The sequence below is a fragment of the Roseomonas sp. KE2513 genome, assembly GCF_016107305.1.
In the GTDB taxonomy this organism is placed as follows: domain Bacteria; phylum Pseudomonadota; class Alphaproteobacteria; order Acetobacterales; family Acetobacteraceae; genus Roseomonas.
The window spans coordinates 69,958-93,946 of record NZ_RCVR01000008.1 but is presented as its reverse complement, the minus strand read 5'-3'; the positions used below and the strand labels follow the sequence as shown (position 1 = coordinate 93,946).

Sequence of the window (23,989 nt, the reverse complement as noted above, 5' to 3'; positions counted from 1 at the left end):
CCCGGCACCCGGCCGATCAGTCGAGGCCGCTAGAGCTGGACCTCCACCCTTCCGTTCACCTCGCGGGCCGGAATGCTCCGCACTGGCGCGGTGATCGGCGCCGTCCGGGGCTCGCCCGTGCGGATATAGACCAGCCCCTGATGCAGCGGGCACTCCACGCAGCCACCCTCCACATAGCCGTCCGACAGCCGCGCCTGCCCGTGGGAGCAGAGGTCATGCAGCGCGAAGACCTGCCCCTCCACCCGGAACAGCGCGACGGGCACGCCGCCCACCACGCAGCCCAGCACCTCGTTCTCAACCACGGCGCCGGCATCCGCCGCGTCATGCCACTCGCTCATCGTGATTCGGTTCCGTCAGATCGGAAAGGCGAGCAGGGTCTGCACGCGCAGGGTGTCGTAGATGCAGCGCTTCTGGCGGAAGCGCAGGCCCTCCGGGGTGCGCACCACCTTATCGAGGTAACGCCCCGCCTGGTAGATCGTGGACTCGCCCTCGATCGAGGTGTTCACCACGACATAGCTCGATGAGACGGAGAAGCTGCCGTCCTCCTCCGCCTTCCACTCCAGGCCGGAAAGCATGTGCCGGTAGGCCGGCCTCTCGTAGATATTGGCGTGGCGCAGCGCCAGCACGCGGTCCCGCAGCATGCCCGCGCTGTCGCAATACATCACCGGCGCCGGCAGACCTGCCTCCTCGTTCTCACGGGAAACGATCTCGTAGAGGCACTCCTCCGTAAAGAAGCCCGGCCACTCCTCGATGCGGTCGTTATCGATTGCCGCCACGTAGCGGTCCTGGAGCGCCATCAGCTCCAGCCGCAGCATCAGGTCCTCCGCGCTCATTCAGCAGCGGCCGCCTGCATGTCGAAGCCCATCAGCTTGCGATACCCCATCCAGAACTGCCGGATCAGCTGCTCGGAGATGAGCGTGTCCCGACGCTCCGGCGCATCGCGCGACATCTCGATGACCGAGGACTTGTCGGCATCTCGCCGCGTGCCCCGCTGTACCAGCTCTGTCGCTTCCGTGTCCTCCATGGAGATATAGCCGGCCGGCCCCACGAGGTTCGCCTGCTTGATCCTGAGCTTCCGCATCTCCGGCGTGTCGTCCTCGTAGCCGAAGAAGTGGAAAACCAGCTCGAAGTGGTTTGGCCCCTTTGGCAGGATCTGCCGCGCCACCAGCGTGTTGTGGATCTGCTGAATGACGAGTTGCGGGAAGATCGGCTGGATCTGGTTCGTCGCGACCTCCTCGTACTCCTTCTCGAGCGCGAGAATGGAATCGTCTTCCAACCGGAAGCCCTCGTCGTAGGAACGGATCCCCTGGCTCTTGTAGTCGGCCGCGTTCTCCTCCTCGTTCTTCATCACGAAGATTACGCTGTGCATCCCGCGCTGCTCGTCCGGCAGGCAGCGCGCCCTCATGCCCACGCGGAAGATGTTGAAGGTGGTGTGGAACAGGTGCAGCAGGCTGGCGTGATAGGGGTCCTTCACGTTCTCGATGTAGAGCTTCCAGTTGCTGTCCGAGTACTGCCGCGTGCAGCCGAGATAGACGACGGGCTTGTGGAACACGCGATCCACATAGGGCCGCATCTGCGGGCCAATATAATCCGCCAGTGGCTCCACCGTGTCGCTGAAAGTGGCGAAGACGAGGCCGCGGTAGCTCTCCACCCGAAGCTGGCGCAGGTTATGTTGCTTCGGGTCGAAATCCTTCGGCATCCCCGTCGCGTCCTTCTGGCCGCGCCGGAAGGGAACGCCTTGCAGGTTGCCTTTCGCCCCGAAGCTCCACTGATGGTACACGCAGGAATGCGACAGCGCATTGCCCCGTGGCAAGCGGCATACCATCGCGCCGCGATGCGCGCAGCGGTTCACCCAGGCCGCCAGCTCCCCGTCCTCGGCGCGCGTCATGACCACGGGCGTGTCGCCAATGAAGGTGCTCTTGTAGTCGCCAACCTTCGGGATCTCGGCTTCCAGCCCCAGGAAGCTCCAGGTCGGGCCGCGATAGATCCGCTCCTGCTCCAGCGCGTAGATCTCATCGTCGCTGAACACCTTGTAGGGCACGCGAGAGCCGTCGGCGCGGGGGAAGACAGCCAGGGTCTCTGCCGGCGGGCCGCTCGGAAGGGGATGGTCCATGGGGGGCAATCCTCGGGTCAGCGGCGCGGAGGGGTCCGCGCGGGCCGCTCTGGCAGAAGCACGCGAGATGCCATTATTCCGCCCTCCGCAGGTCCTGGCCACCCTTTCCTCCAGGGCGCCCCTTCAAGCCCGGCGCAGCCTGGACTTAGATCGTGGGCCCCAGGGGAGGACCCAAGCCGCATGCCGACCGCGAGCGACCTGCCCGAGGCCGACCTCGGCACCATCATCGGCGAGGAGAACGCGCTCGTCCTCGCCCTTCAGCCGGGTGAGGAGAGCCTCGACTGCGGCGGGCTGATCGCCCTCTCATGCCGGCGCGGGCGCCAGCCCTTCGTCATGGTGCTGCACGACGGCAGCGCTTTTCATCCCGGTTCGGACGCCTGGCCGCCGGACCGCCTGGCGGCCCTGCGCGAACAGGAAACGCGGGAGGCCGTGCGGCGCCTCGGCCTTCGCCCGGAACGCCTGCTCATGGCCGGCCTCTTCGACGGCGAGACGCCAGGGGAAGGTCCGGTCTTCGAAGCGATCGTCCGCGCGGTCTCCCTCGTCACCTGGGCGCGCGACCTCAACCTCATCCTCGCCCCCTGGCCGGGAGAGGCGGACCCCGCGACGCGCGCCGCGCACCGCATCGCGGCGGAGGTCGCGCGCCGCAGCGGCATCGGTCATCTCTCCTATGTCGGCCGCTCTCCGCCATCCCAGGAGGCCGCCGTGGAGGGCTGGCGCCTGGAGATCTCACCCTACTTGGGGGCGAAACGCGCGGCCATCGGCGCTCATGTCTCCCAGACCCGCGGATTCTTGGAGGGCGGCCCAGCGTCGCGCTTGGACGCCACCCTCCTCCCCTTCGAGACCATTCTGCGTCCGCCCCCATCGCCGAAAGCGGCGCAGCGCTAGGCCAGCCGCCCCGCCGCCACGCCGAGAGCAGAGACGAGCCGCAGCGCCCACTCCTCGATGCCGGCCTCGTCGCCCAGCAGATCCTGCCGCACCTCGATCAGCACGGCCTCAGTCCCCCTGGAATCGCCGTGCACGGGCACGGTGTAGTCGTGCAGGCCGGGCTCGATCCGGTAGGGCTCGTTCTCCCCCACCAGCAGGGCGGGATCGGCCGCGAGGGCGGCAGCCAGGGCGCGGCCGAAGCCCTCCGCCCCCGCGAAGAGCACCCCTGCGTGCCAGGGTCGGTCCACCTCCTGGAAGCGCGGCGTGAAGCTGTGCACCCCGACCACGATCGTCGCCGCCCCGGCCGCCGCGCGCCGGTCCAGCACGGCCGTGACAGCGTCGTGGAAGGGGTGGAACCAAGCCCGCTCCCGCGCCGCCCGCTCCTCCGGCGAGATGTCGGCATTGCCGGGGATGATGGTGTCCTCGCTCCGCTCCGGGATGCTCGTCGGCACGCCCGGCGGGCGGTTGAGGTCGATCACCAACCGCGAGACGGCCGAGAGCAGCAGCGGCGCGTCCAGCAATGCCGAGAGGCGCCGCGCCAGCGAAGCCGCCCCGATGTCCCAGGCGATGTGCCGCGCCAGTTCCTCCTCCGGCAGCCCGAGTGCGCCGTAGCGGGCGGGGATGTGGTTGGAGGCGTGCTCGCAGAGCAGCACGAAGGGCGAGGCGCCCTCCGCGTTCAGCACCTCGACCGGCACGGGATCACTCATGAGTCCGCGCCCGGCTTAACCTCGTCGGTCACCACGTTGAAGCCCGCCAGCCGGCAGGATCCGAAGGTGGTGGCGATCGCCACATCCGTTGCGTCGCGCCCGCGCGCCATCAGGATGCGCCCGATTCGCGGCGTGTTGTGCCGCGCGTCGAAGGTGTACCAGTGCCCGCCGAGATAGGCCTCGAACCAAGCGGAGAAATCCATCGCCGCGTCCACCGGCGGCACGCCGATATCGCCGAGATACCCCGTGCAGTAGCGCGCCGGAATGTTCATGCAGCGGCACAGCGCCACGGCGAGGTGCGCATAGTCGCGGCACACGCCCACGCGGTCGTTGTGGCCGCTGAAGGCGGTGCGATAAACGTCCGCATGCTCGTAGCCGAAGGCGATGCGCTCATGCGCGTAATCGCAGATCGCCTGCACCCGCGCCCAGCCCGGCTCCACGCCGCCGAAGAGCGACCAGGCAAGGTCCGAGAGCCGGTCCGTCTCGCAGTAGCGGCTGGCCAAAAGGAAGACGAGCGCGTCGTCCGGCAACTCTTGCACAGGAATCTGCCGCGCCTCGGGCACCACCGCGTCCGGCGTGCCGGGGTCGAGCACGTCGAAGCGGCTGGAGATCGTCAGCCGCCCCGCGGGCGCGACGATGCGGTGGCAGATGTTGCCGAAGCCGTCTCGGTACTCGGTCGCGCCGATCGGCGGGTCGAAGGTGATCCTGTGCGGCCCGATCACGTCCGCCATGCGGGAAGGATGCACGCTAAGCGCGAGCAGCATGGGCGTCGGCTGCGCGCATTCGTAGGCAATATCGTAGCCGGCATGAATTTTCACGGGTGCTGCGTCTCCGGTGCGGTTGGAAGGGGTCGTTCGCTCGGTCGAGGGGTTGGCACGGGCGCTCAAGCCCCTGACATGGCGGAGAGAGGGCGTGCCTCGGGCATGGGGTCGCCGCCTTCGGTCACCTCGACGGAAACCTCCATGCCCAGCGCATCGTCCGGAAAGCCCTTCCAACGCCCGTGCAGCGGCACCGCCTGCGAGGGCTCGCGCGCGACGGCCACGCGGATAAGGTCGCGGTTGCCGAGGATGCCGTTGGTCGGGTCGAACTCCACCCAGCCGGCGCCAGGCAGATAGACGCGCACCCAGGCATGGGTGGAGCCGCCGCCGACATGGCTTCCCTCCCGCTCCCCCTGCATGCCCGGGGAGTAGAGGTAGCCGGACACGAAGCGCGCCGCGAGGCCGAGCGAGCGCACCGCCTCCATCATCAGCAGCGCGAAGTCGCGGCAGGTGCCGCTGCCCATCTCCAGCGTGTGCCAGGGCTCCTGGATGCCGCGGACGGAGCGGGCGATATAGGTAAAGTCCCGTTTCACCGCCCGCGTCATCGCCTCCAGCAGCTCCAGCGTGCCGGTCGGACCATCGCGCCGCATGAAGCCACGCGCCCAGCGGTCCACGGCACGGTCGGGGTCCGGCACGTGCCGCTCGATGGAGCGGGCGAGGTCCGGCATGTCCTCCGATGAGTAGGAAAAGGGCAGGCTGCGAGCGTATTCCTCCAGCCGGTAATCGAGCGCCTCCACCGGGCTGTGTTCCAGCCGCATCGTGCTATCGAAGCGCAACTCCCGCGCCCGCGTGTCGAAGCGGGCAACGCCGACGCTGTTCCCGAACACGTCGTGCACCCACCAGAAGTCGGCGGGCTCGGGCAGGATGGCGATCCGCGCCTCCAGGAGCCGCTGGTCGTGCCCGGCACGCGGCCGCAGCATCATCCGGTGCTCCCCGAAGGAGACGGGCTGGCGGTAGCGGTAGGTCGTAACGTGTCGAACAGTCAGGATCGGCATGGGGGCTGCCCGAAGGTGACGCATCCCGACGCAAAGAACGGGCCGAAGGCGGCGGGAAGGGTTCCCGCCGCCTCCGGCCCGTTCCTCCGGCGGGAGCATTGAGGGCCGTAACGCCGCGGCCGCCCCCTTGTTTCACCCGCGGCGCCATTCCAAGCCGCGCCCGTCCTGCCATGATGCGGGAATGCGCCGACGCCCCTTTTTCGCCACCCTCCCGGTCCTCGCGGCCCGTCCAACACGGGCGCAGGAGGCTTGGCCCGGCCGCGGCATCACGGTCCTCGTCGGGGTCGCGCCCGGCGGAACCGCCGATCTCGCCGCCCGCCTCCTGGCCACGCACCTCTCCCAGGGAATTGCCGCCGGCCGCCCCGTGGTGGTGGAGAACAAGCCCGGCGCCGCCACCCAGCTGGCGACGGCCGAACTCGCCCGGAGCGCGCCGGATGGTCACACTCTGCTCGTGGCCGGCGCCCCCTTCGCCATCAACCCCGGCCTCTTTCCCCGCCTGCCCTATGACAGCCGCGCTGATTTCGCGCCGGTCGCCATGCTCGTCCGCAACGGATTGATCCTGATGGTGCCCGCCAACCTCCCCGCGCGGGACGTGCCGGGGCTTCTGGCCCTCGCCCGTTCGCGCGGGGGCATCAACCTCGCCTCCGCCGGCAACGGCTCGATGAGCCACCTGGCGATCGAGATCCTTGCCCAGCGCAGCGGCGCGCCGCTCACCCACGTGCCTTACCGCGGCACCGGTCCCGCCCTGCCTGACCTGATCGCCGGCAACGTGGAGGCGATGTTCGACAACCCCTCCTCCGCCCTCCCCTTGGTGCGGGAGGGCAAGCTACGCGCCCTGGCCTATACCGGCGAGGCGCGCAGCCCCGCCGCCCCGGATATCCCCACCTTGTCCGAGGCCACGGGAATGCCGGGACTGGCGGCGGAGAACTGGTTCGGCCTCTTCGCCCGCGCCGGCACGCCCGCGCCCATCCTGGACCGGCTTAACGCCACCGTCCGCGCCATGCTGGAGCAGCCCGCCATCGCCGAGCGCCTGCGTCGCGACGGCACCGAGCCCGCGCCGATGGCCCGCGCCGATTTCGCCGCCTTCATCGCGCGGGAGATGGACGACTGGGCGGGCGTAATCCGGGAGCGCGGAATCCAGCCGGGATAAGGGCGGATGCGCGACCACTAGAAAAGCCCCTCGATCCGGCCCTCCGCGTCCAGCCCGATCATCTCCGCCGCCGGGTGGCGCGGCAGGCCCGGCATGGTCATCACGTCGCCGCAAACCGCCACCACGAAGCCTGCCCCAGCCGAGAGCCGCACCTCCCGCACCGGCAGCACATGGCCGCTCGGCGCGCCCAGCAGCGCGGGATTGGCGGAGAAGGAGTACTGCGTCTTCGCAATGCAGACTGGCGCACGGCCGAAGCCCGCCTCCTCGAAGCGCCTCAGCCGCGTGGCGATGGCGGGCGGCAAAGCGACCTCCGCCGCGCCGTAAACCTCGCGAGCGATGGTGCCGATCTTCTCGGCCAGCGGCATATCATCGGGATAGAGCGGGCGGAACCGCGCGCTGCCCTCCGCGATCAGCCCCTGCACGGCGCGCGCGAGATCGGCCGCGCCCGCCGCGCCGTCCGACCAGTGCGTGCAGAGGATCGCGCGCGTGCCGAGCGCCGTCATCGCCTCCTCCACGGCTGCGATCTCGGCATCGGTATCGCTCGTGAAGCGGTTCAGCGCGACCACCACGGGGAGGCCGAACTTGCCCATGTTCGCCACGTGCCGCTCGAGGTTGGAGAGGCCGCGCCGCACCGCCGCCACGTCCTCGGTGCCGAGCGCCGCCTTGGCCACGCCGCCATGCATCTTCAGCGCGCGCACCGTCGCCACCACCACGCAGGCGGCGGGCGAGAGGCCGGCCATGCGGCACTTGATATCGAGGAACTTCTCCGCGCCGAGATCCGCGCCGAAGCCGGCCTCGGTTACTACCACATCGGCCAACCGCAGTCCGAGCCGTGTCGCGATCACGCTGTTGCAGCCATGCGCGATATTGGCGAAGGGTCCACCATGCACCAGCGCGGGGCTACCCTCCAGCGTCTGCACGAGGTTGGGCGCCAGAGCGTCGCGCAGCAGCGCCGCCATGGCACCGTCCGCCTTCAACTCATGTGCGGTCACTGCCCGTCCGTCCCGCGCCTGCCCGATGATAATCCGCCCGAGCCGCGCGCGCAGGTCGTCGAGGTTCTTCGCAAGGCAGAAGATCGCCATCACCTCGGAGGCCACGGTGATGTCGAACCCGTCCTCCCGCGGGAAGCCGTTGGCGACGCCGCCGAGGCCGAGCGCCGCCAGCCGCAGCGCGCGGTCGTTCATGTCGATCGCCCGCCGCCAGGCGATGCGCCTGACGTCTAGGTCGAGCGCATTCCCCCAGTGAATGTGATTGTCGATCATCGCGGAGAGAAGGTTGTTCGCGCTGGTGATCGCGTGGAAGTCGCCGGTGAAATGGAGGTTGATCTCCTCCATCGGTGCCACCTGCGCCCGCCCGCCGCCGGTGGCCCCGCCCTTCACTCCGAAACAGGGGCCAAGCGAGGGCTCGCGCAAGGCGATTATCGTGCGCGTTCCGAGCGCGTTGAGCGCGTCGCCCAACCCGATGGTCGTGGTGGTCTTGCCTTCCCCGGCCGCGGTCGGGCTGATGCCGGTCACCAGCACCAGCGCCCCCTCGGGCCGGCCCTCCTGCGCGCGCAGGAAGTCGGTGCCGATCTTCGCCTTGTAGCGTCCGTAAGGCTCCAGCGCCTCCGCGGGGATGCCCGCACGCGCCGCGATCTCGGCGATGGGGCGCAGCGTGGCGGCCCGCGCGATCTCCAGATCCGTGTTCATCCGTTCCCTGCCATCCCGTCTCTCCCGGGTTACGGCAGGCCCGGCGCCTGGGCAAGCAGGGGGCGCTTGGCCGTGGCCGCAGGGAAGTGCCATGCTGCCCGCAAAACAAGCCAGGGAGTGAAACCAGATGTCCCGCCCCACCCGACGCGCCCTGCTGGCCGCCCCGACCCTGCTGCTGGCGCCGGCGGCGCGCGCCCAGGCGCCGGACTCCTGGCCAAGCCGCCCCGTCTCGGTCCTGGTGCCCTTCGTCGCCGGAGGCCCCTCCGACATCGTGGCCCGTGCCGCCGCCAACCGCATGGCACAGGCCCTTCCCCAAGCGGTCGTCGTCGAGAACCGCCCTGGCGCGAACGGGGAGGTCGCGGCGCGCGTGGTGATGCGGGCGGCGCCGGACGGGCACAGCCTGATGGTCGGCTCCATCGGCGTCTGGGCGATCAACGCGGCGCTGCGCCCGAACCTCGGCTACGACCCGTTGCGCGACTTCACGCCGCTCGTGCTCGCCGTCACCACGCCGAACGTGCTCGTCGTCAACGAGAAGCACCCGGCGCGCGACATGCCCTCGCTCGTCGCCTGGCTGCGCGAGCGCAACGGCCGCGCCTCCTACTCCACCTCCGGCGTCGGCTCCTCCGACCAGATGACGACGGAGCTGTTCAAGCTGCGCACGGGTACGGAGATCACCCACGTGCCCTACACCGGCGGCGCCGCGGCCGCGACCGACCTCATTGCCGGCAACGTGGACATCTCGTTCCAGAACCTCGGCACCGTCGCGGGCCACATCGCCGGCGGACGCCTGCGCGCGCTGATGGTAACGAGCGACAGGCCCCACCCCGTGCTGCCGGGCGTGCCGACGTCGAAGGAAGCAGGGCTGGAGGATTTCGTCGTCACCTCCTGGCAGTCCTTCATGGCACCGGCCGGCATGCCGCTGCCGCTGCGCGACCGCGTGGCCGGTGCGCTGCGCGACGCACTGCTCCACCCCGAGGTGCGCCCGCGGCTGGAGGCGATCGGCTTCGACGTCGTGCCCACCACGCCCGAGGACTACGACCGTTTCCAGCGCGCCGAGATCGAGCGCTGGCGCGACGTGGTGCGCCGCGCAAACATCACCGCCGGCTGATCCATGACTCTTCATTGATTTGAATCAAGGTGGAACGTTCGGCCGGGGCGTAGCTCGTGTCGGTGGCGGCGACCTGCTGCCCCTGGAAACGAGGACGCTATGACCACACGTACCGGTGCCCTGGCCGCGGCCCTGCTGGCCTGCACCGCGCTGGCCGCCACCCCGGTGGCGGCTCAGGAATTCGGCAGCCAGCCCGTTCGCGGCAAGAGGGCCGGCGACATCGTGCTCGGCGCCGGCCTCATCGGCGTGCTGCCCGAGGGCGAGGGCCGGGTCAGCCTCATCGGCGGCAAGCCGGAGGCGAGCGACACCGTCACGGGCCAGCTCGACCTCACCTACTTCCTCATGCCGCAGCTCTCGCTGAACCTCATCGCGGCCACCACGCGCCACGACGTGCACGTACGCAACAGCGCGTTCGGCGACGTGGACCTCGGCCGCGTCTGGGCCCTGCCGCCCACGCTAAACTTGCAGTTCCATCCCTTTCCCACGGCGCGCTTCAGCCCCTATATCGGCGCGGGCCTGAACTACACCGTCTTCTACGGCGAAGGCGGCGCACGCACCTCGCCCGTGAACAAGGTCGCGATCGACAACGCCTTCGGCTACGGCATCAACTTCGGCCTCGACGTGGAGGTCTCCTCACGCTGGCTCGTGAACGTCGATGCGAAGAAGCTCTGGCTGCGCCCGGATGTCAGCGTAAACAGCGGCCTGATCACCGGCCATGCGAACATCGATCCCTGGATCGTCGGCGCCAGCGTCCGCTACCGCTTCTGATAGGAAGGGCCGGGGGATGTGTCCACCCGGCCCCTTCGCGTTCAGGCCGCCTTGCGCGCGGCGCCCAACTCCTCCAGCGCCTCCCCCATCGCGCGCAAGGCTACCCGCATGTCGTCGGCCGTGACGGCGCCGATGCAGCCGATGCGGATCGTCGGCGACTGCGTCGTGAAGAAGTTGCTGATCATCACCCCGCGCCGCTTCAGCGCGTCCACGAAGTCCTGCAGCGTGAAGCCGGGCGTCTCCGGCTGGTGCAGCGTCAGGATGATCGGCCCCTGGTGCTCGGCGTCGAGATACGGCACCAGCCCCAGCGCCTCCGCCCCCGCACGCAGCACGCGCATGTTCTCGGCATAGCGCGCGAGCCGCGCGGCCTGCCCGCCCTCCTTCTCATATAGGTCGAGCGCCACGGCGAAGGCGTGCAGCGCCTGCACCGGCGGCGTGAAGCGAAAGGATCCCCAGCCCGCACGCTCGGCATGCTTCAGCACGTCGCCGAGGTCGAAGCACCAGGATCCCGCCTGGCCTGCCTGCCCGCGCGTCCGGTCCATGGGGCAGACCGCGAAGCCGATCCCCGGCATCCCCTCCAGGCACTTGTTGGAGGTGAACAGCACCGCGTCGCATTCGGGCTGCGCCTTGAGGTCGAAGGGCAGCGCGCCGAAAGCCGAGACGGCGTCCAGGATCAGCCGCCGCCCTGCGGCGCGCACGGCGGCGCCCACGGCCGCGGGGTCGTTGACGATGCCGCTGCCCGTCTCGGAATAGACCATGCAGACGTGGGAGATCGTCTCGTCCGCCGCCAGCGCCGCCGCCACCTCCTCGGCGCGCACGCCGCGCGTGTCGGGCACGGGCAGCGCCACCGGCTCCCGGCCGGCCTCGCGCGCCAGGCGCATCATGCGGTCGGCATAGGTGCCGTTGCTTGGCACGAGGATCCGCCCGCCAGCGGGCACGAAGGTGCGGATCGCGGCCTCCACGAGGAAGTGCCCCGCGCCCTGCAGCGGCAGGGTCGCGTGCACGCCGGGCAGGCCGCCCGCGATGTCGCGCACGCGGTCACGGATGCCGGCGTATTCCGGCCCGAAGTCGCGGTCCCAGGGAGCGATATCGACCGCCATGGCCGCCCTCGTTTCTGGGCGGGTCTGCACGGGGCCGGGGGTGAGGAAAATCATGCCGGTGGCCTTGGGCGTTGAAGGGGCGCGAGCCAAGCTGCACCCGCGCACCGCGGCGGGACAACCCGCCCCTGTCACATTGTCACTCGATTCCTCAGGCGGTGAGCGCCCCGCGCAACTCGCGCACCAGCTTGCGCCGGATCGCCTCCGTGAATTCGGCATAGTCGCGGCATTCCAGGACGAAGGAACCGGGACCGCCGATCACCTCGGCGGCGTAGTAGGCGGGCAGGTCCGGCTCCTCGTTCACCACGGCCAGCCCGTTCACCGTCACCCCCGCCCGCACCGCGGCGTCCCGCACGGGGGCGGAGGGGATGCCGGCATTCCCCGCTCCATCCCCGGAAACGTCGATCACCAGCCGCGCCGCCTGCCCCGGAAAATCCGCCAGCAGGGCGAGCGCCGCCCTCATCGCCTCCCCGAGCGCCGTCGCCCCGGGCGGGACGAGCCGCGGCACGGCGTCCAGCGCCTCCGCCAGCGCCGCCGCCCCGGGGTCGTCGGCCACCAGCATCCATGGCACGGCCAACTCCTGCGTCACGGACCACAGGATTACGGAGACCGCGGCCGCCTCGCGCGGTCCGCCCGTGGCCGCCGCAGCCACCGCCGGATCCCGGAAGGCCTCGGCCAGCCCGCCTATCATCAGCCCGAACTCGTCGTGATCCACCGAGGAGGAGGCGTCCACCGCCAGGCACAGCGCGATGTCCACGTCCCGCATCCGCCGAAGGTGGCGCAGCGCCCGCCCGGGCGAAAGGGCCGCTGGCATGGCGGGCGCGTTGCGGGGCAGGATCAGCTGGTCCCTTGCCGGTGGAGGCCATCCGCATGATGAAACGCCGTTCCGTCCTCGCTGCTGCCCCCCCTCCTCGCGGCGCCCGCGCTGCACGCCCAGGGCGCCTGGCCCAACCGCCCCATCCGGATGGTTGTCCCCTACACCCCCGGCGCCGCCACCGACGCCATGGCACGCCTGGCCGCCCAGAAGATCGGGGAGCGGCTGGGCGTTCCCGTGGTGGTGGAGAACCGTGCGGGCGGCAACGGCGCGATCGGCAGCCTTGCGGTGCTGCAGGCGCCGGCCGATGGCTACACCATCCTCGGCTCAGCCAGCGTGCACCCCATGGCGCGGCAGGTGATGAAGGCCGCGCCCTACGACCCCGTGGCCGATTTCGTCCCTCTCTCCCGCACCGCCCGCGGCCCGCTGGTGCTGGTGATGGACCCCCGCCGCCCCCAACAGACCCTGCCTGAGGTGGTGGAGGCGGCGAAGCGCGATCCCTCGAGATGGAGCTTCGCCGTCTCCTCCCTCGGCGCCGCCGGCCATCTCAGCGCCATCGAATTCAATCGCGTGACCGGCGCGCGGGTGGAGATCGTTGGCTATCGCGGCACCGCGCCCGCCCTGTCGGACGTCGCGGCCGGCAACGCGCAGCTGATGCTCGACGCGGTGCTGGCGATGCTGCCGATGGTGCGCGGCGGGCAGGTGCGCGGCCTGGGCATCGCCACCCCGGCCCGCACCGCCCTCGCGCCCGAACTGCCGACCCTGTCCGAGGCCGGGTTGCCCGGCTTCGAGTTCTACTCCTGGTACGGTGTCTGGGGCCCGCGCGCCCTGCCCGCCGAGATCGTCGCCCGGTTCCACGAGGCGGTGACGGAGGGCATGCGCGAGCCCGAGACGGTGCAGCGCCTGGCCAGCCTCGGCTTCGAGCCGGTCGTGGAAAGCCAGCCCGCGCTCGAGTCCTTCATCCGCGACGACGTGGCCCGCAACGCGGCCCTGCTCCGCCTCGCCGGATTCCAGCCGGAATAGGCACGGGCCGCCTCGCCCATGGACGGGCGCGCGGGCGCCGGGCAGAAGGGCCCGGGGCGGCGCGGCATGGAAGACGCCCCGCCACGCGAGGGAACAGGACGCCGCCGATGGATGCCCCGCCGATCCCGCCCCCTCCCACCCCGCCGGAGGAGCGCGAGGGTGCCCCCATCTCCCGCATCATCGCCGAGGTCGCAGCCGCCTGCCCTGGCGAGCGCATCTCCCTCGGCGAGATGTCGGAGGCATTCGGCGATCGTGCCTTCGGCCTTCTCATCCTCCTGCTCCTGCTGCCCTCGCTCCTACCGGGCATGGCCACCGTCTTCGGCACGCCCATGTTGCTGCTGGGGGCGCAGATGGGACTCGGGCGCCGCGTGCCACGGCTGCCGGTCTTCATGGCCCGCCAATCCATCAAGCGCGACGACCTGCTGCGCCTGGCCGGCGCCTCTTCCAAGTGGTTAAGCAAGATCGAGCGCTACGTCCGCCCCCGCCCCGGCCCCTTCACCACCCCCTTCGGCGACCGGCTCTTCGGCTGGCTGACGGTCTATGTCGCCGTCATGCTCATCCTGCCCGGCCCGGGCACCAACGGGCCGCCCGCCTTCGGCAACATCGTCATGGCGCTCGGCCTGGTGGAGCACGACAGCAAGACCATGGGCTGGGGCATCCTGCTCACCGTGCTCGGCTGCGTCTTCGCGACGGGCGTGCTGGCGGTGATCGGCTGGATGAGCGTGCGGGCGATCGGCTTCGTGTTCTGAGGAACACAGGCGCGCGGCTTCCGCCACACCCCCTCCCAGCCCCGCCCGTCGCGCGCTAGAAGCCGGCCATGCGCCGGTGGCCCGAAAGGGCTGAAACGGGAATGTGCGACGCGCCGCGGGTCCTTTGGGCCCGGGGCGCCCATCCGCAGCTGCCCTCGCAACTGTAGGCGGCCCTTTCCGGCCCCCAATCGCCATTGCCACTCACGGGTGTCGAGAAGGCGGGGGCCGGTTCCGAAAGGGGGGCCGCGAGCCAGGAGACCGGCCGGCGCAGAGCTGTCTCGCGCGTGCCGGGCGAGGTGCACCGGCGCAACGGACATACGGGGGGCGATCCGCCCCTTCCGCATGCGGGAACCGCGTCCACCGTCGCGTGGCCCTTTCGGGGTCGCGCGGCAGATCGTGTCCGCTCGCCTGGGGAACCCCGATGCGACGTCTCCTGCTTCTCTCCTTCACCGCCCTCGCCGCGCCCGCCGCCCTGGCCCAGCCGACGCCTCCCGTGACGCAGCCCAGCGCCGCGGTCACGGAAACCGTGGTCACCGCCACCCGTATCCCGACGCCCATCGAGCGCGTGCCCGGCAGCGTCACCGTCATCGACCGACAGACGATCGAGGAGCGCGGCTACCAGACGCTGGCCGAGGCGCTCGTCTCCGTCCCCGGCCTCTCCCTCATCCAGTCCGGCGGCCTTGGCCAGCCGTCCAGCGCCTTCATCCGCGGCACCGCCTCCCGCCACGCCCTCGTGCTGCTGGACGGCGTGCCCGTGAACGACGCCTCCGAGCCCAACGGTGCCTTCAACTTCGGCAACGACCTGCTGGGGCTCGAAGTGGAGCGGATCGAGGTCCTGCGCGGCCCCGCTTCCTCCCTCTACGGATCGGGCGCCATCGGCGGCGTGGTGAACATCGTGACGCGCCGCGCCCCCGCCGACCGCGCGATCGAGGCATTCGGCGAACTCGCGGGCGGCAGCAACCGCACGCTGCGTGGCGGTGGCGGCATCGCGGGCACGGTCGGACAGTTCGACTACCTTCTCTCGCTCCGCAGCCTCTCCACCCGCGGCACCGACGCGACGCCCGGCCGCTTCTACGCGAACACCGGAGAGCGCGACGGCTTCCGCGGCCTCACCGGCACCGCCCGCCTCGGCTGGACGCCGAGCGAGCGGCTTCGCGTCGAGGGCCTGGCCAATTGGCGCGACAACTACGGCGGGCTCGACAACGTCCCTGACGACGACCCCAACTACTCCTTCAACGACCGCCGCTTCACCGGCCAGCTCCGCGCCGAGGCGCGCCCGATCGACGCCTGGACCACCGGCTTCCGCATCGCCCAGACCCGGGACCGCCGCCGCTACACGAACCTGCCCGACAGTCTCTCCTCCGCCACGACCGACGACCTCTATCGCGGCGAGCGGACGGCCTATGACTGGGGCAACCAGCTCCGCCTGCCCGATGCCGGTCCCTTCGACGCAAGCCAGCTCGCCTTCGGCCTGACGCATGAGCGCGAGGAGGTGCGCCAGGCCTCCGGCGGCAGCTTCTTCCGCACCACGACGAACGCTGCGGCCAGCAACACCGCCATCCACGCGGGCTATCAGGTGCGGCTCCTCCGCCGCCTGGACCTCACCGCCGGCATCCGCAACGACGACGCCGAGGATTACGGCAGCCACGTCACCTACCGCCTTGGCGCCGTGCTGGCCCTGCCAGAGATCTCTGCGCGCATCCGCACGGCCTATGGCACTGCCTTCAAGGCGCCCTCGCTCTACCAGCGCTACGGCGTCATCACCGGCTTCTTTCAGGGCAACCCGAACCTCCGCCCCGAAACCTCCGAGGGCTGGGAAGCGGGCATCGAGTTCGATGTTCCCTTCGGCGGCCAGCGCGACCTTGCGACCCTCGGCGCCACCTATTTCGCAAACCGCATCCACGACCTCATCAACTACGACGCCGCCTTCACCTCGCTCGAGAACGTGGATCGCGCGCGCGTCAAGGGAGGGGAGTTCACGGCAACGCTGCGCCCCACCCGCTGGCTGACCGCCAGCGCCGCCTATACCGTCACCGACGCGCGCGACGCCCGCAGCGGCGAGCGCTTGGCCCGCCGCCCGGAGCAGCAGCTCGCGCTCAACGCCAGCCTGCGCCTGGCGGATACCGTGACAGTCGCGCCCGAGCTGATCCTCTACGGCCGCTCGCGCGAGGGCGCCTTCGCCTCCTACCGTGACAACGGCAGCGCCTATACCACCGCGCGCGACAACAAGGCCGGCACGATCTTCAACCTGACGGCCACCTGGCAGGTGACGGAACCCGTCGCACTCTTCGCGGAGGGCCGCAACCTCACGAACAGCCGCTTCGAGCCCGCGAACGGCTTCGTCATCGCGGGGCGGACGGCACTGGTGGGAACGCGGTTCAAGTTCTGACCGCCTGCCCCGGGCCTGTTGCCCGGGGCGAAGCACCCTTTCCAGCGGTGAGTGAGGGATCTAGCGCCGCGGCTCCTCGCCCGCTCGCCGCCCCGGCGCCGGCTGGTGCTGGCGCCGCCAGGCCAGCGGCGTGCTGCCGGCGATGCGTCTGAACACGCGCGAGAAATGCGCCTGGTCCGATAGCCCGCAGGCGAGGGCGATCTCGCAGAGCGGCGCGCTTGTGCGCAGCATCAGGCCCTTCGCCCGCTCGATCCGGCGCTCCATGACGTAGGTATGCGCCGTGCGGCCGAAGCTCTGCTTGAAGGCGCGCGCGAAGTGGCCGCTGCTCAGCCGGATCTGGGAGGCAAGCGCCTTCTGCACGATCGGCTGGTCCAGATGCGCCTCGACATAGTCGGTCAGCCGGATCATCTGCCAGCGCGCCAGCCCTCCGGGCACGACGACCGGCACGCTTGCCGCGACTGTCGTGGGGCCCGCCACCGGCGCGTCCAGCAGGCGGGAGGCGCGCAGAAGGGTGAGCGCGGCGGCCCTGCGGTCGTGGGGCAGCAGGTCGCGCGCGTCCTGCATCAGCTGGGACACCGTGGCGGCGATCGGCCCCGCCGCCACGGCACCCGGCACGGCGTGAAGCGCGGCGTCTCGGCTCTGCATCGTCGTCATCCTCCGTCGGAAGTCCGGTCTGGACGGGGACAGACTGACGGGATGCCGGGCCTCTCTCCACCAGGCATGAATTGAAGGAGGCGAGCCTTTCCGGTCACGCGCCCTATACCTGAGTATGATTTGTGTCCACGTGCGGCAGCGCCTCGGCCACTCCCGCGCCGCCCGGTCTCGAAGAGAACCAGACGCGGCCCTCGCCCTCGTCGATCAGGTTCTCCAGCAGGCTCGCGCTGGTGACGGCGCCGTGCTCCTCGCAAAGCGCCCGCAGCGCGCGCATGCGGCCCACCAGGGCGCCGTTGTCATCGCGGAGCTCGGCCAGCATGTCCTGCGAGCCCACATACTGGGCATCGTTGTCCAGCAGCCGCTGCAACCGCACGACGTGCTCGACCCAGCGGATGGTGGTGCCGCCCAGCTTGCGCGCGCGCTCCGCGATCGGGTCCGCCATTGCGTGTCGCTTCCTCAATCCGGGTCCAACCCGGTCCCGGAGGCGGCCCTCTGGCCTCGCGCGCCCCTGTTCTTGTCCGCCGGAACCGGAATGGGACGATCCTGCGGTGCCACCCCCTTCAGGAAGCATCGAGCGGCCGTGCGGGAAGACGGAGGAGGAAGCGGGTTCCCCCAGGACCGGTCGACGCGCATTCCAGCCAACCGCCATGCGCCTCCACGATCGAACGGCAGATCGCGAGGCCCATGCCCAATCCTGTGGGCTTGGTCGTGAAGAAGGGATCGAAGATCCGCGCGAGGCTCGCCTCGTCGATTCCCGGCCCGGTGTCCTCCACCGCGACCTCCACGGCACACGCTGCGGCGTCGTGGCGGGAGGTGATGACCACGCGGCGCGGCCGGTCGCGCACCGCCTCCATCGCGTCCGAGGCGTTGACGATGAGGTTGAGCAGCACCTGCTCCAGCTGCACGGGATCTGCGGCAACGACCGCATCCGGCGCGGCCAGGCGCTGCCCCACCGTCGCACCCTTCAGCTCCACCTCCGCCGAGACGAGGGCCGCCACCTTGCGCACGAGGCCGTCGATCCGCACGTCGCGGCGCTCGGGCGCGGTCTGCCGCGCCAGGGCGCGCAGCGCGCGGATGATGTCGCTTGCTCGCTCCCCGTCGCGGAGGATGTCGCGCAGCCCCGCCAGCGCCTCGCCGATCTCGGGCACGGGCCGGCCGAGCCATCGCTGCGCCGCGCCCGCCTGGGCGACGATGGTGGAGAGCGGCTGGTTGATCTCGTGCGCGATGGAGGCGGCCAGCTCGCCCATGGTCACCGCCTGCGCGGCGCGGGCCAGCTCCGTCCGCGCGTTGCGCAGCGCCGCTTCAGTCGCACGCCGCTCCGTCACGTCCGTCAGCACGCCGACGAAGACTTCCGGCCCCTCCGGCCCGAGCAGCAACTCGACATGCTGCACCGCTCTCTCCGGCCCCGCGGGGTCGACGATGCGGAAGGCGTGCGGGCCCGATATCTCGTTGGCCCAGGGCTTCGCGACCAGGGCGTCGATGCAGGGACGGTCCTCGGGATGGATCCGAGCCAGGATGGCCCTGATCGGAAGAGGTCCGTCCGAGGGATCCACGCCCCAGACGGCATAGAGCCCGTCCGACCATCGGTGCTCATCCGTCGCGCGGTTCCAGCGGAAGCTGCCGGAGCGGCTGATCCGCTGGCCGAGGGCAAGGGAGGCCTCGCTCATCCGCAGCGCGGCGTAGAGGCGCGCGTTCTCGAGCGAGATCGCCGCCTGGCTCGCGATCAACTCCAGCAACACCTGCCGCGAGCCGTCGAAGGCATGGGCCGCTACCTCATTCTCGAGGTGCAGAACGCCGAGCAGCGCGTCCCCCTTCACCAGCGGCAGGGAGAGGAGGGAGCGGGGCGCATGGGCCGCGAAATAGCCGTCGAAGCCGTGCTCGTGCGGCTCCGACAGGTCGGGGATGGATACGGCGCGGCGCCGCTGGATCACGCCGTAGAGCACAGAGAGCGGCAGGTCTCGCGCGGAGGGCGCGGTGCGCAGGAAGCGCACGTCGATGCGCCCTCCCTCGCCTGCACGGCCCTCCTCGACCGTGCCGAGCGCTTCCACCGTCGTCCGCCCTTCGCCGGTCAGCACCAGGGCCGCGCGGCTGGCGCCGCCCACCGTCATCGCCTGGCCGAGCAGCCGCTCGACGAGGCGCTCGGCGTCTATCTCCCCCGAGAGGCCCTGCACGGCCGCCATGGCCGCGCCGAAATCGAGGCGGTCATGCCCCTGCGCGAGCGGCGGTGCCTCTCGCCTGCCCCGCCCCGCCGAGAGGAAGGGATGGCGCGCCGCCAGCCGCGCGGCCCGCGCCGTGGCGCCCCAGACCTCGTACTGAGCATGGGCGCCGCGCAAATGGTGCCGGGCTGCCCCTTCAAGCCCGTGCGCGGCGTAGCAGGCGGCGGCCCGCTCATGCGCGATCGCGCGAACCTGCGGGCGGTCCCCGGCCGCGGCGGCAGCGACGGCGTCCTCGTAGAGGGCGAGGGCGCGCAGCGTGTCCCCTTCCAGCCGCGCCGCCTCGGCCTCCAGCAGCAGCGCCTTGTCCCTGAAATTCCCAGGGTTGAGCCCGGCCCAGCCGCGCATCCGCGCCAGATGCGGCGCGAGCCCCGCCGCGTCGCCCTGTGCGGCGCATACAAGCCCCGCGAAGAGGTGGATGCACATGACGTGGATATGCGCGGGCGTGGACCAGGCCAGCGCGCCGGCGCACGCCAGGCATTCCCCCGCCTCCTCGGCATCGTCCTCCGTGAAGGCGACGATGCCGCGGAACAGCCAGTACCAGCACAGCAGCGGCGTCATCGCGCTCGCGGGCGGGTGATCCGGCAGGGCGCCCGTCCCGCGCAGGGCCTCCACGAAGCCCCTCTGCACGCCGAGAACGGCCTCCACATCCCCGAAATGCGCGCCGCGCGCGAAGTCGATCCCGCTGGCGATCTCCTCCGCCACGCGCGCGAGCGGCACGCCCATGACGAGCAGGTCCGAGACGATGTGGTTGCAGGCGTAGCAGGCCATGGCGACATCGCCGCCGTCCCGGCTTTCCGCCAGCGCGGCGCGCGCACAGCCGAGCGCGAAGTCGAAGGGCCGCGTCCAGGCTCCCACCTGGTCGAGCGCGACGAGGGTGGCGCTCCGCACCTCGCCGCTGCCGGAGGCCTCCGCGATGCGCGCGCCCGCCTGCGCGAATTCCAACCCACGCCCGTACTCGCCGAAATGATGGGCAAGGGCGACGCCAAACCACGCGATCCCCTGCGCCGAGGCGGGCGCGATGCCGTGCAGCGCGGTGAGCCGCACCTGCTCGCACAGGATCACGAACATCAGCCTGTCATCGACGAAGTTGGCGGGAATGGCGAGGCTGGCGAGCAGTTCCATCCCGTCCCGCAGGCGCGGGTCCTCCATGCACGCCGGCCCGGACAGCGCGGCGGGCCCGCGCCCGCCCATCGCTGCCCGCAGCCGTCCATAGGCGGCCTCCGCCTCCGCGACTCCGGGCGCTGCCGGCAGCTGAATGCCAAGGAGCGGCAGCGCCTCCGCCCCGGCGCGAATCGCCCCCGCAAAATCCGAACGCAGGCTCCGCAGCCGGATATCGAGCCGCAGGGCCGCGATGCGCTCGGCCTCGTCCTCGGCCGCGCGCGAGAGACAGGCGATCGCCGCCTCCGCCTCCTCGAAGCGGCCCGCCAGGATCAGCCGCTCCACCTCTGTCTGCACGCGGGCGGAGGTGGCGCCGCAAGGGCTCTGGGCGGCACCGGCAAGGGCAAGGCAGCCCGGCACCAACAGCGCGGCGCGCTCCACCTCTCCCAATCCACCGGGTGTGAAAGGTTCAATGCGCCCCGTGCGTTCCCATTCCATCAGGCAGCGCCGCAGGTCGCGTTCCAGCGCGGCGGCCGAAGGGTAGCGCCTGGTTGGGTCCTTCTCGATCAACGTCAGCAGAAACGCGTCGAGCATCGCCGGCACCCCTGCGCGGAAGCGGCTGGGTGGCGGAGGCCGCCGCGCGGCATGAGCGTGGATCCAGCCTAGCGCGTCCTCCGCCTCGAAGGGCAATCGCCCGGCGAGCAACGCATAGAGCGTCATGCCGAGCGCGTAGAGGTCCCCTCGCGCGTCGCTCACAGCATCGGCCCAGCGCGCCCGCTCCGGCGGCATGAAGGCGAGGGTGCCGACGATGCCGTCCTCCGCCGGGTCCGGTTCGCCCTCCAGCAGCGCCATGCCGAAGCCGCTCAGCCGCACCGCGCCGCCGGTGCCCTCGAAGAGGTTCACGGGCGTGATGTCGCGATGGAGCAGTCCCGCCGCATGCGCCTCGCCCAGAGCATGGGCCGCCCCCGCCGCGAGACGCAGGAAGGACGCGATGTCGCCCGCGTCCAGGCAAGGCGGCGCAGCGCCGTCGTCGAGCAGCACCAGCACCGGCCCGTCCAGCGTCGCGATGAGGTGCAGCGGCAGCACCGCCCAGTCCGGCGAGAGCGCGCCGCGCAGGGCAAAGGTGCGCCGCAGCCGAGCCTCGGCGCGGGGCTCGTCGGGCCGCACGGCGCGACAGATCAGCCAGCTTTCGTCGGTCGCCGGGCAGCGCGCGCGCAACGTCTCCAGCAGCCCGTCCGTCGTGACAGGCTCCGTCGCCAGCCCCGCGAGCCAGTGCGCGTCCCGCACCGCATCCGGCGCGAGGGCGGCAGGGGCCGCGATCAACCGCGCCCTCCCGGTTCCATCGCCTCCGCAAGGCTCGTGACGAGCAGGTTGGGGTTGCACGGCTTCTCAAGGAAGAAGCGCGCCCCGCCGCTGATCGCGCGCTGCTCCACGCGCTCGTCCGGGAAGGCGGTGATGAGGATAACCGGCAGCTCGGCGCGGCGCGACCGCACGGCGCGCAGCAGGTCGAAGCCCGACAGCTCCGGCATCTGAATGTCGGAGACCACGCAGTCGAAGAAGGAGAGATCCTCGGCCAGGAAGTCCGCCGCCGAGGCATAGGCCTTCGTCCGCAACCCCGCCGAGCGCGCCAGGCTCGCGAGCGCTACCCTGACGCTGTCGTCGTCGTCCACGATGGCGATGAGTTGGTCTCGCAAGCCGCCCGCCTCCTTAGAACCGCTGACGGGCAAGCCGGCCCGGATGACAGCCATACCGCCGGGCCATCCGCGGCAACACTATACAATAGTTCAGGAACCGGGCCGCGCGACCGCCGCGCTCATGTCCGGATCGTCCAAATTCGTCAGCGCCCGACAAGAAGGCCCTTTGGCGCACCGCTAGCTTCCGCCGTGTCCAAGGGCCCGGCGCCCGCAGGCAGCAGGAGACGCGGCATGAATGACCCCTCGCCCCCTGGCAACGCGTCCCGCCGCGGCCTCATGGGCAGCCTTGTCCTAGGCGGCCTGGGCACCGCGTCCATTTCCGCCGACGCGCAGCCCGCGCCGCAGGCCAGCCCCACCCCCAACCGGCATCCGGAGCATCGCAGCATGGCCACCTTCACCACGCGGGACGGCACCTCGATCTACTACAAGGACTGGGGCAGCGGCACGCCCGTGGTGTTCAGCCATGGCTGGCCGCTGAGCAGCGACGCCTGGGAGGCGCAGATGATGCACCTCTCCTCCAACGGCTTCCGCTGCATCGCGCATGACCGCCGCGGCCACGGGCGTTCCTCTCAGCCCTTCGCGGGCAACGACATGGACACCTATGCGGACGACCTCTACGCGCTGATGGAGCACCTCGACCTCCGCGGCGCGATGATGGTCGGCCACTCCACCGGCGGCGGCGAGGTGGTGCGCGTCGTCGGCCGCCACGGCACGTCACGCATCGCCAAGGCCGTGCTGGTCAGCGCCGTCGCGCCCTATCTGGTCAGGAACGAGGGCAGCCCGGAGGGCGTGCCGCTGGAGGCGCTCGACGGCCTGCGCGCCAGCATGCTGAAGGACCGCTCGCAGCTCTTCCAGGACTTCACCACGGTCTTCTTCGGCGCGAACCGCCCGGGCGCGCAGGTCACGCAGGGCATGCGCGACAGCTTCTGGTTGCAGGGCATGATGGGCGGCCTGAAGAACGAGTACGACTGCATCAAGGCCTTCTCCGAGACCGACCTGACGGAGGACCTGAAGCGGATGAACATCCCCGTACTCGTGATCCACGGCGATGACGACCAGGTGGTGCCGATCGCGGCCGCCGGCATGCGCTCCGCGAAGATCGCGCCGCAAGCCACGCTGAAGATCTATCCGGGCGGCGCGCACGCCCTGACGGACGTCGCGCGCGAGCAGCTCAACGCCGACCTGCTGGCCTTCGCCAGATCCTGACCGGCGCACCCGATTGCAAGGCCGCAAGCATAACCTTGCAGAATGCGTCATGGCCTTGCACCCCCGCCTCCACGATCATCCCGCCATCCACTCCGCAGGAAGCGACCGAGATGCCCACCGCCACCGCCACCCCCGGCAAACTTCTGCTCAGCCCGGCCGACCACACCCTCATCATGATCGACTTCCAGTCGCAGATGGCCTTCGCGACGAAGTCGATCGACCCCGTGGCGCTGCGCAACAACGCCGCCCTCGTCTCCGCCGCCGCGGCCGGCTTCGGCGTCTCCACCATCCTCACCACCGTCGCCGAGAAATCCTTCTCCGGCCCGATGTTCGAGGAGGTGACGGCGCCCTTCCCCGGTCAGAAACTGCTCGACCGCACCTCCATGAACACCTGGGAAGACGCGGCCGTGATCGAGGAGGTGAACCGCATCGGCAAGCCCCGCATCGTGCTGGCGGGCCTCTGGACCGGCGTCTGCATCGTCGGCCCCGCGCTCTCCGCACTCGACCAGGGCTTCGAGGTCTATTTCATAGCCGATGCCTGCGGCGACGTGTCGGATGAGGCGCATGAGCGCGCCGTGCAGCGCATGATCCAGGCCGGCGCGCGGCCGATGACCTCGCTGCAATATCTGCTGGAACTGCAGCGCGACTGGGCGCGCGGCGAGACCTACGAGATGACCACCGGCATCGCCAAGAAGTACGGCGGCGGCTACGGCCTCGGCATCATCTACGCAAAGACGATGTTCAACGCCCACGAGGGCTGACCCGCCGCGCACCCGCC

Annotated in this window: 22 protein-coding genes and 1 riboswitch; of the genes, 9 read left to right on the top strand and 13 right to left on the bottom strand. The window is 70.9% G+C overall.

Going from position 1 to position 23,989, the window contains the following annotated elements; all coding sequences use genetic code 11:
- Window positions 1-29: 29 nt before the first annotated feature.
- From andAb to andAc, 3 genes are read right to left on the bottom strand one after another with little or no spacing between them, the layout of a single operon-like run.
- Window positions 30-338, bottom strand: a complete 309-nt coding sequence (andAb, locus tag D9599_RS10385; protein ID WP_198381161.1) for an anthranilate 1,2-dioxygenase ferredoxin subunit AndAb — start codon at window positions 336-338, stop codon at window positions 30-32.
- A gap of 15 nt (window positions 339-353) precedes the next feature.
- Entirely contained in the window at window positions 354-833 is a 480-nt protein-coding gene (gene andAd, locus D9599_RS10380) for an anthranilate 1,2-dioxygenase small subunit AndAd (protein ID WP_198381160.1), read from the bottom strand.
- A complete protein-coding gene (andAc, locus tag D9599_RS10375; RefSeq protein WP_198381159.1) occupies window positions 830-2,113 on the bottom strand; it encodes an anthranilate 1,2-dioxygenase large subunit AndAc in 1,284 nt (427 codons plus the stop codon). Before andAc ends, andAd begins: the two co-directional genes overlap by 4 nt.
- 180 nt (window positions 2,114-2,293) lie before the next feature.
- Between andAc and D9599_RS10370 the strand changes: the two genes are divergently transcribed.
- Window positions 2,294-2,998 carry a PIG-L deacetylase family protein gene (locus tag D9599_RS10370; RefSeq protein WP_198381158.1) on the top strand — a complete coding sequence of 235 codons (705 nt, stop codon included), beginning with the start codon at window positions 2,294-2,296 and terminating at the stop codon, window positions 2,996-2,998.
- Here the strand turns inward: D9599_RS10370 and D9599_RS10365 are convergent.
- The 3 genes from D9599_RS10365 to D9599_RS10355 all read right to left on the bottom strand — a co-directional run bounded on the left by D9599_RS10365 (window position 2,995) and on the right by D9599_RS10355 (window position 5,557).
- Window positions 2,995-3,744, bottom strand: coding sequence for an N-formylglutamate amidohydrolase (locus D9599_RS10365; RefSeq protein WP_198381157.1), 750 nt, complete (start codon window positions 3,742-3,744; stop codon window positions 2,995-2,997). The genes D9599_RS10370 and D9599_RS10365 overlap by 4 nt on opposite strands.
- Window positions 3,741-4,562 carry a transglutaminase family protein gene (locus tag D9599_RS10360; protein ID WP_198381156.1) on the bottom strand — a complete coding sequence of 274 codons (822 nt, stop codon included), beginning with the start codon at window positions 4,560-4,562 and terminating at the stop codon, window positions 3,741-3,743. Before D9599_RS10360 ends, D9599_RS10365 begins: the two co-directional genes overlap by 4 nt.
- Window positions 4,563-4,627: 65 nt before the next feature.
- Window positions 4,628-5,557, bottom strand: coding sequence for a transglutaminase family protein (locus tag D9599_RS10355; protein WP_198381155.1), 930 nt, complete (start codon window positions 5,555-5,557; stop codon window positions 4,628-4,630).
- Window positions 5,558-5,738: 181 nt separating this feature from the next.
- Between D9599_RS10355 and D9599_RS10350 the strand changes: the two genes are divergently transcribed.
- Window positions 5,739-6,707 (top strand): tripartite tricarboxylate transporter substrate binding protein, encoded by a 969-nt coding sequence (locus D9599_RS10350; protein ID WP_198381154.1) that lies wholly within the window; start codon window positions 5,739-5,741, stop codon window positions 6,705-6,707.
- Window positions 6,708-6,724: 17 nt separating this feature from the next.
- On the opposite strand, the gene D9599_RS10345 is transcribed toward D9599_RS10350, so the two are convergent.
- Window positions 6,725-8,395 carry a formate--tetrahydrofolate ligase gene (locus tag D9599_RS10345; RefSeq protein ID WP_198381153.1) on the bottom strand — a complete coding sequence of 557 codons (1,671 nt, stop codon included), beginning with the start codon at window positions 8,393-8,395 and terminating at the stop codon, window positions 6,725-6,727.
- A gap of 127 nt (window positions 8,396-8,522) precedes the next feature.
- Between D9599_RS10345 and D9599_RS10340 the strand changes: the two genes are divergently transcribed.
- Window positions 8,523-9,503: a tripartite tricarboxylate transporter substrate binding protein gene (locus D9599_RS10340; RefSeq protein ID WP_198381152.1), complete on the top strand. Its 981-nt coding sequence runs from the start codon at window positions 8,523-8,525 to the stop codon at window positions 9,501-9,503.
- 99 nt (window positions 9,504-9,602) lie between these two features.
- Window positions 9,603-10,271: an OmpW family protein gene (locus tag D9599_RS10335; RefSeq protein ID WP_198381151.1), complete on the top strand. Its 669-nt coding sequence runs from the start codon at window positions 9,603-9,605 to the stop codon at window positions 10,269-10,271.
- Between the two features lie 41 nt (window positions 10,272-10,312).
- Here the strand turns inward: D9599_RS10335 and D9599_RS10330 are convergent, their stop codons facing one another.
- Both D9599_RS10330 and D9599_RS10325 read right to left on the bottom strand, forming a co-directional pair.
- Window positions 10,313-11,425 (bottom strand): 2-aminoethylphosphonate--pyruvate transaminase, encoded by a 1,113-nt coding sequence (locus D9599_RS10330; protein ID WP_198381150.1) that lies wholly within the window; start codon window positions 11,423-11,425, stop codon window positions 10,313-10,315.
- A gap of 94 nt (window positions 11,426-11,519) precedes the next feature.
- Window positions 11,520-12,182: a DUF1194 domain-containing protein gene (locus D9599_RS10325; protein ID WP_232480350.1), complete on the bottom strand. Its 663-nt coding sequence runs from the start codon at window positions 12,180-12,182 to the stop codon at window positions 11,520-11,522.
- 150 nt (window positions 12,183-12,332) lie between these two features.
- On the opposite strand from D9599_RS10325, the gene D9599_RS10320 reads away from it, so the two are divergent.
- From D9599_RS10320 to D9599_RS10310, 3 genes are all read left to right on the top strand, one after another.
- Window positions 12,333-13,205 (top strand): tripartite tricarboxylate transporter substrate binding protein, encoded by an 873-nt coding sequence (locus tag D9599_RS10320; protein WP_232480349.1) that lies wholly within the window; start codon window positions 12,333-12,335, stop codon window positions 13,203-13,205.
- A gap of 107 nt (window positions 13,206-13,312) precedes the next feature.
- The gene (locus D9599_RS10315; RefSeq protein ID WP_198381149.1) at window positions 13,313-13,954 is read left to right on the top strand and encodes an exopolysaccharide biosynthesis protein; all 642 of its coding nucleotides are present in this window, start codon (window positions 13,313-13,315) and stop codon (window positions 13,952-13,954) included.
- 57 nt (window positions 13,955-14,011) lie between these two features.
- A riboswitch (cobalamin riboswitch) is annotated at window positions 14,012-14,236 on the top strand.
- 139 nt (window positions 14,237-14,375) lie between these two features.
- Complete coding sequence (locus D9599_RS10310) at window positions 14,376-16,343, top strand: TonB-dependent siderophore receptor (protein ID WP_198381148.1); 1,968 nt, start codon at window positions 14,376-14,378, stop codon at window positions 16,341-16,343.
- A 60-nt stretch (window positions 16,344-16,403) separates the two neighbouring features.
- Here the strand turns inward: D9599_RS10310 and D9599_RS10305 are convergent, their stop codons facing one another.
- The 4 genes from D9599_RS10305 to D9599_RS10290 all read right to left on the bottom strand — a co-directional run bounded on the left by D9599_RS10305 (window position 16,404) and on the right by D9599_RS10290 (window position 22,005).
- Window positions 16,404-16,988 (bottom strand): helix-turn-helix domain-containing protein, encoded by a 585-nt coding sequence (locus tag D9599_RS10305; protein WP_198381147.1) that lies wholly within the window; start codon window positions 16,986-16,988, stop codon window positions 16,404-16,406.
- A gap of 112 nt (window positions 16,989-17,100) precedes the next feature.
- Window positions 17,101-17,439 carry a Dps family protein gene (locus tag D9599_RS31290; protein ID WP_232480348.1) on the bottom strand — a complete coding sequence of 113 codons (339 nt, stop codon included), beginning with the start codon at window positions 17,437-17,439 and terminating at the stop codon, window positions 17,101-17,103.
- Between the two features lie 118 nt (window positions 17,440-17,557).
- Window positions 17,558-21,634, bottom strand: a complete 4,077-nt coding sequence (locus tag D9599_RS10295; RefSeq protein ID WP_198381145.1) for an ATP-binding protein — start codon at window positions 21,632-21,634, stop codon at window positions 17,558-17,560.
- Window positions 21,631-22,005 (bottom strand): response regulator transcription factor, encoded by a 375-nt coding sequence (locus D9599_RS10290; RefSeq protein WP_198381144.1) that lies wholly within the window; start codon window positions 22,003-22,005, stop codon window positions 21,631-21,633. Before D9599_RS10290 ends, D9599_RS10295 begins: the two co-directional genes overlap by 4 nt.
- 384 nt (window positions 22,006-22,389) lie before the next feature.
- Between D9599_RS10290 and D9599_RS10285 the strand changes: the two genes are divergently transcribed.
- Together D9599_RS10285 and D9599_RS10280 are read left to right on the top strand one after the other, a co-directional pair.
- Window positions 22,390-23,211 carry an alpha/beta fold hydrolase gene (locus D9599_RS10285; protein ID WP_198381281.1) on the top strand — a complete coding sequence of 274 codons (822 nt, stop codon included), beginning with the start codon at window positions 22,390-22,392 and terminating at the stop codon, window positions 23,209-23,211.
- 110 nt (window positions 23,212-23,321) lie between these two features.
- Window positions 23,322-23,972: a hydrolase gene (locus tag D9599_RS10280; protein ID WP_198381143.1), complete on the top strand. Its 651-nt coding sequence runs from the start codon at window positions 23,322-23,324 to the stop codon at window positions 23,970-23,972.
- Window positions 23,973-23,989: the final 17 nt, after the last annotated feature.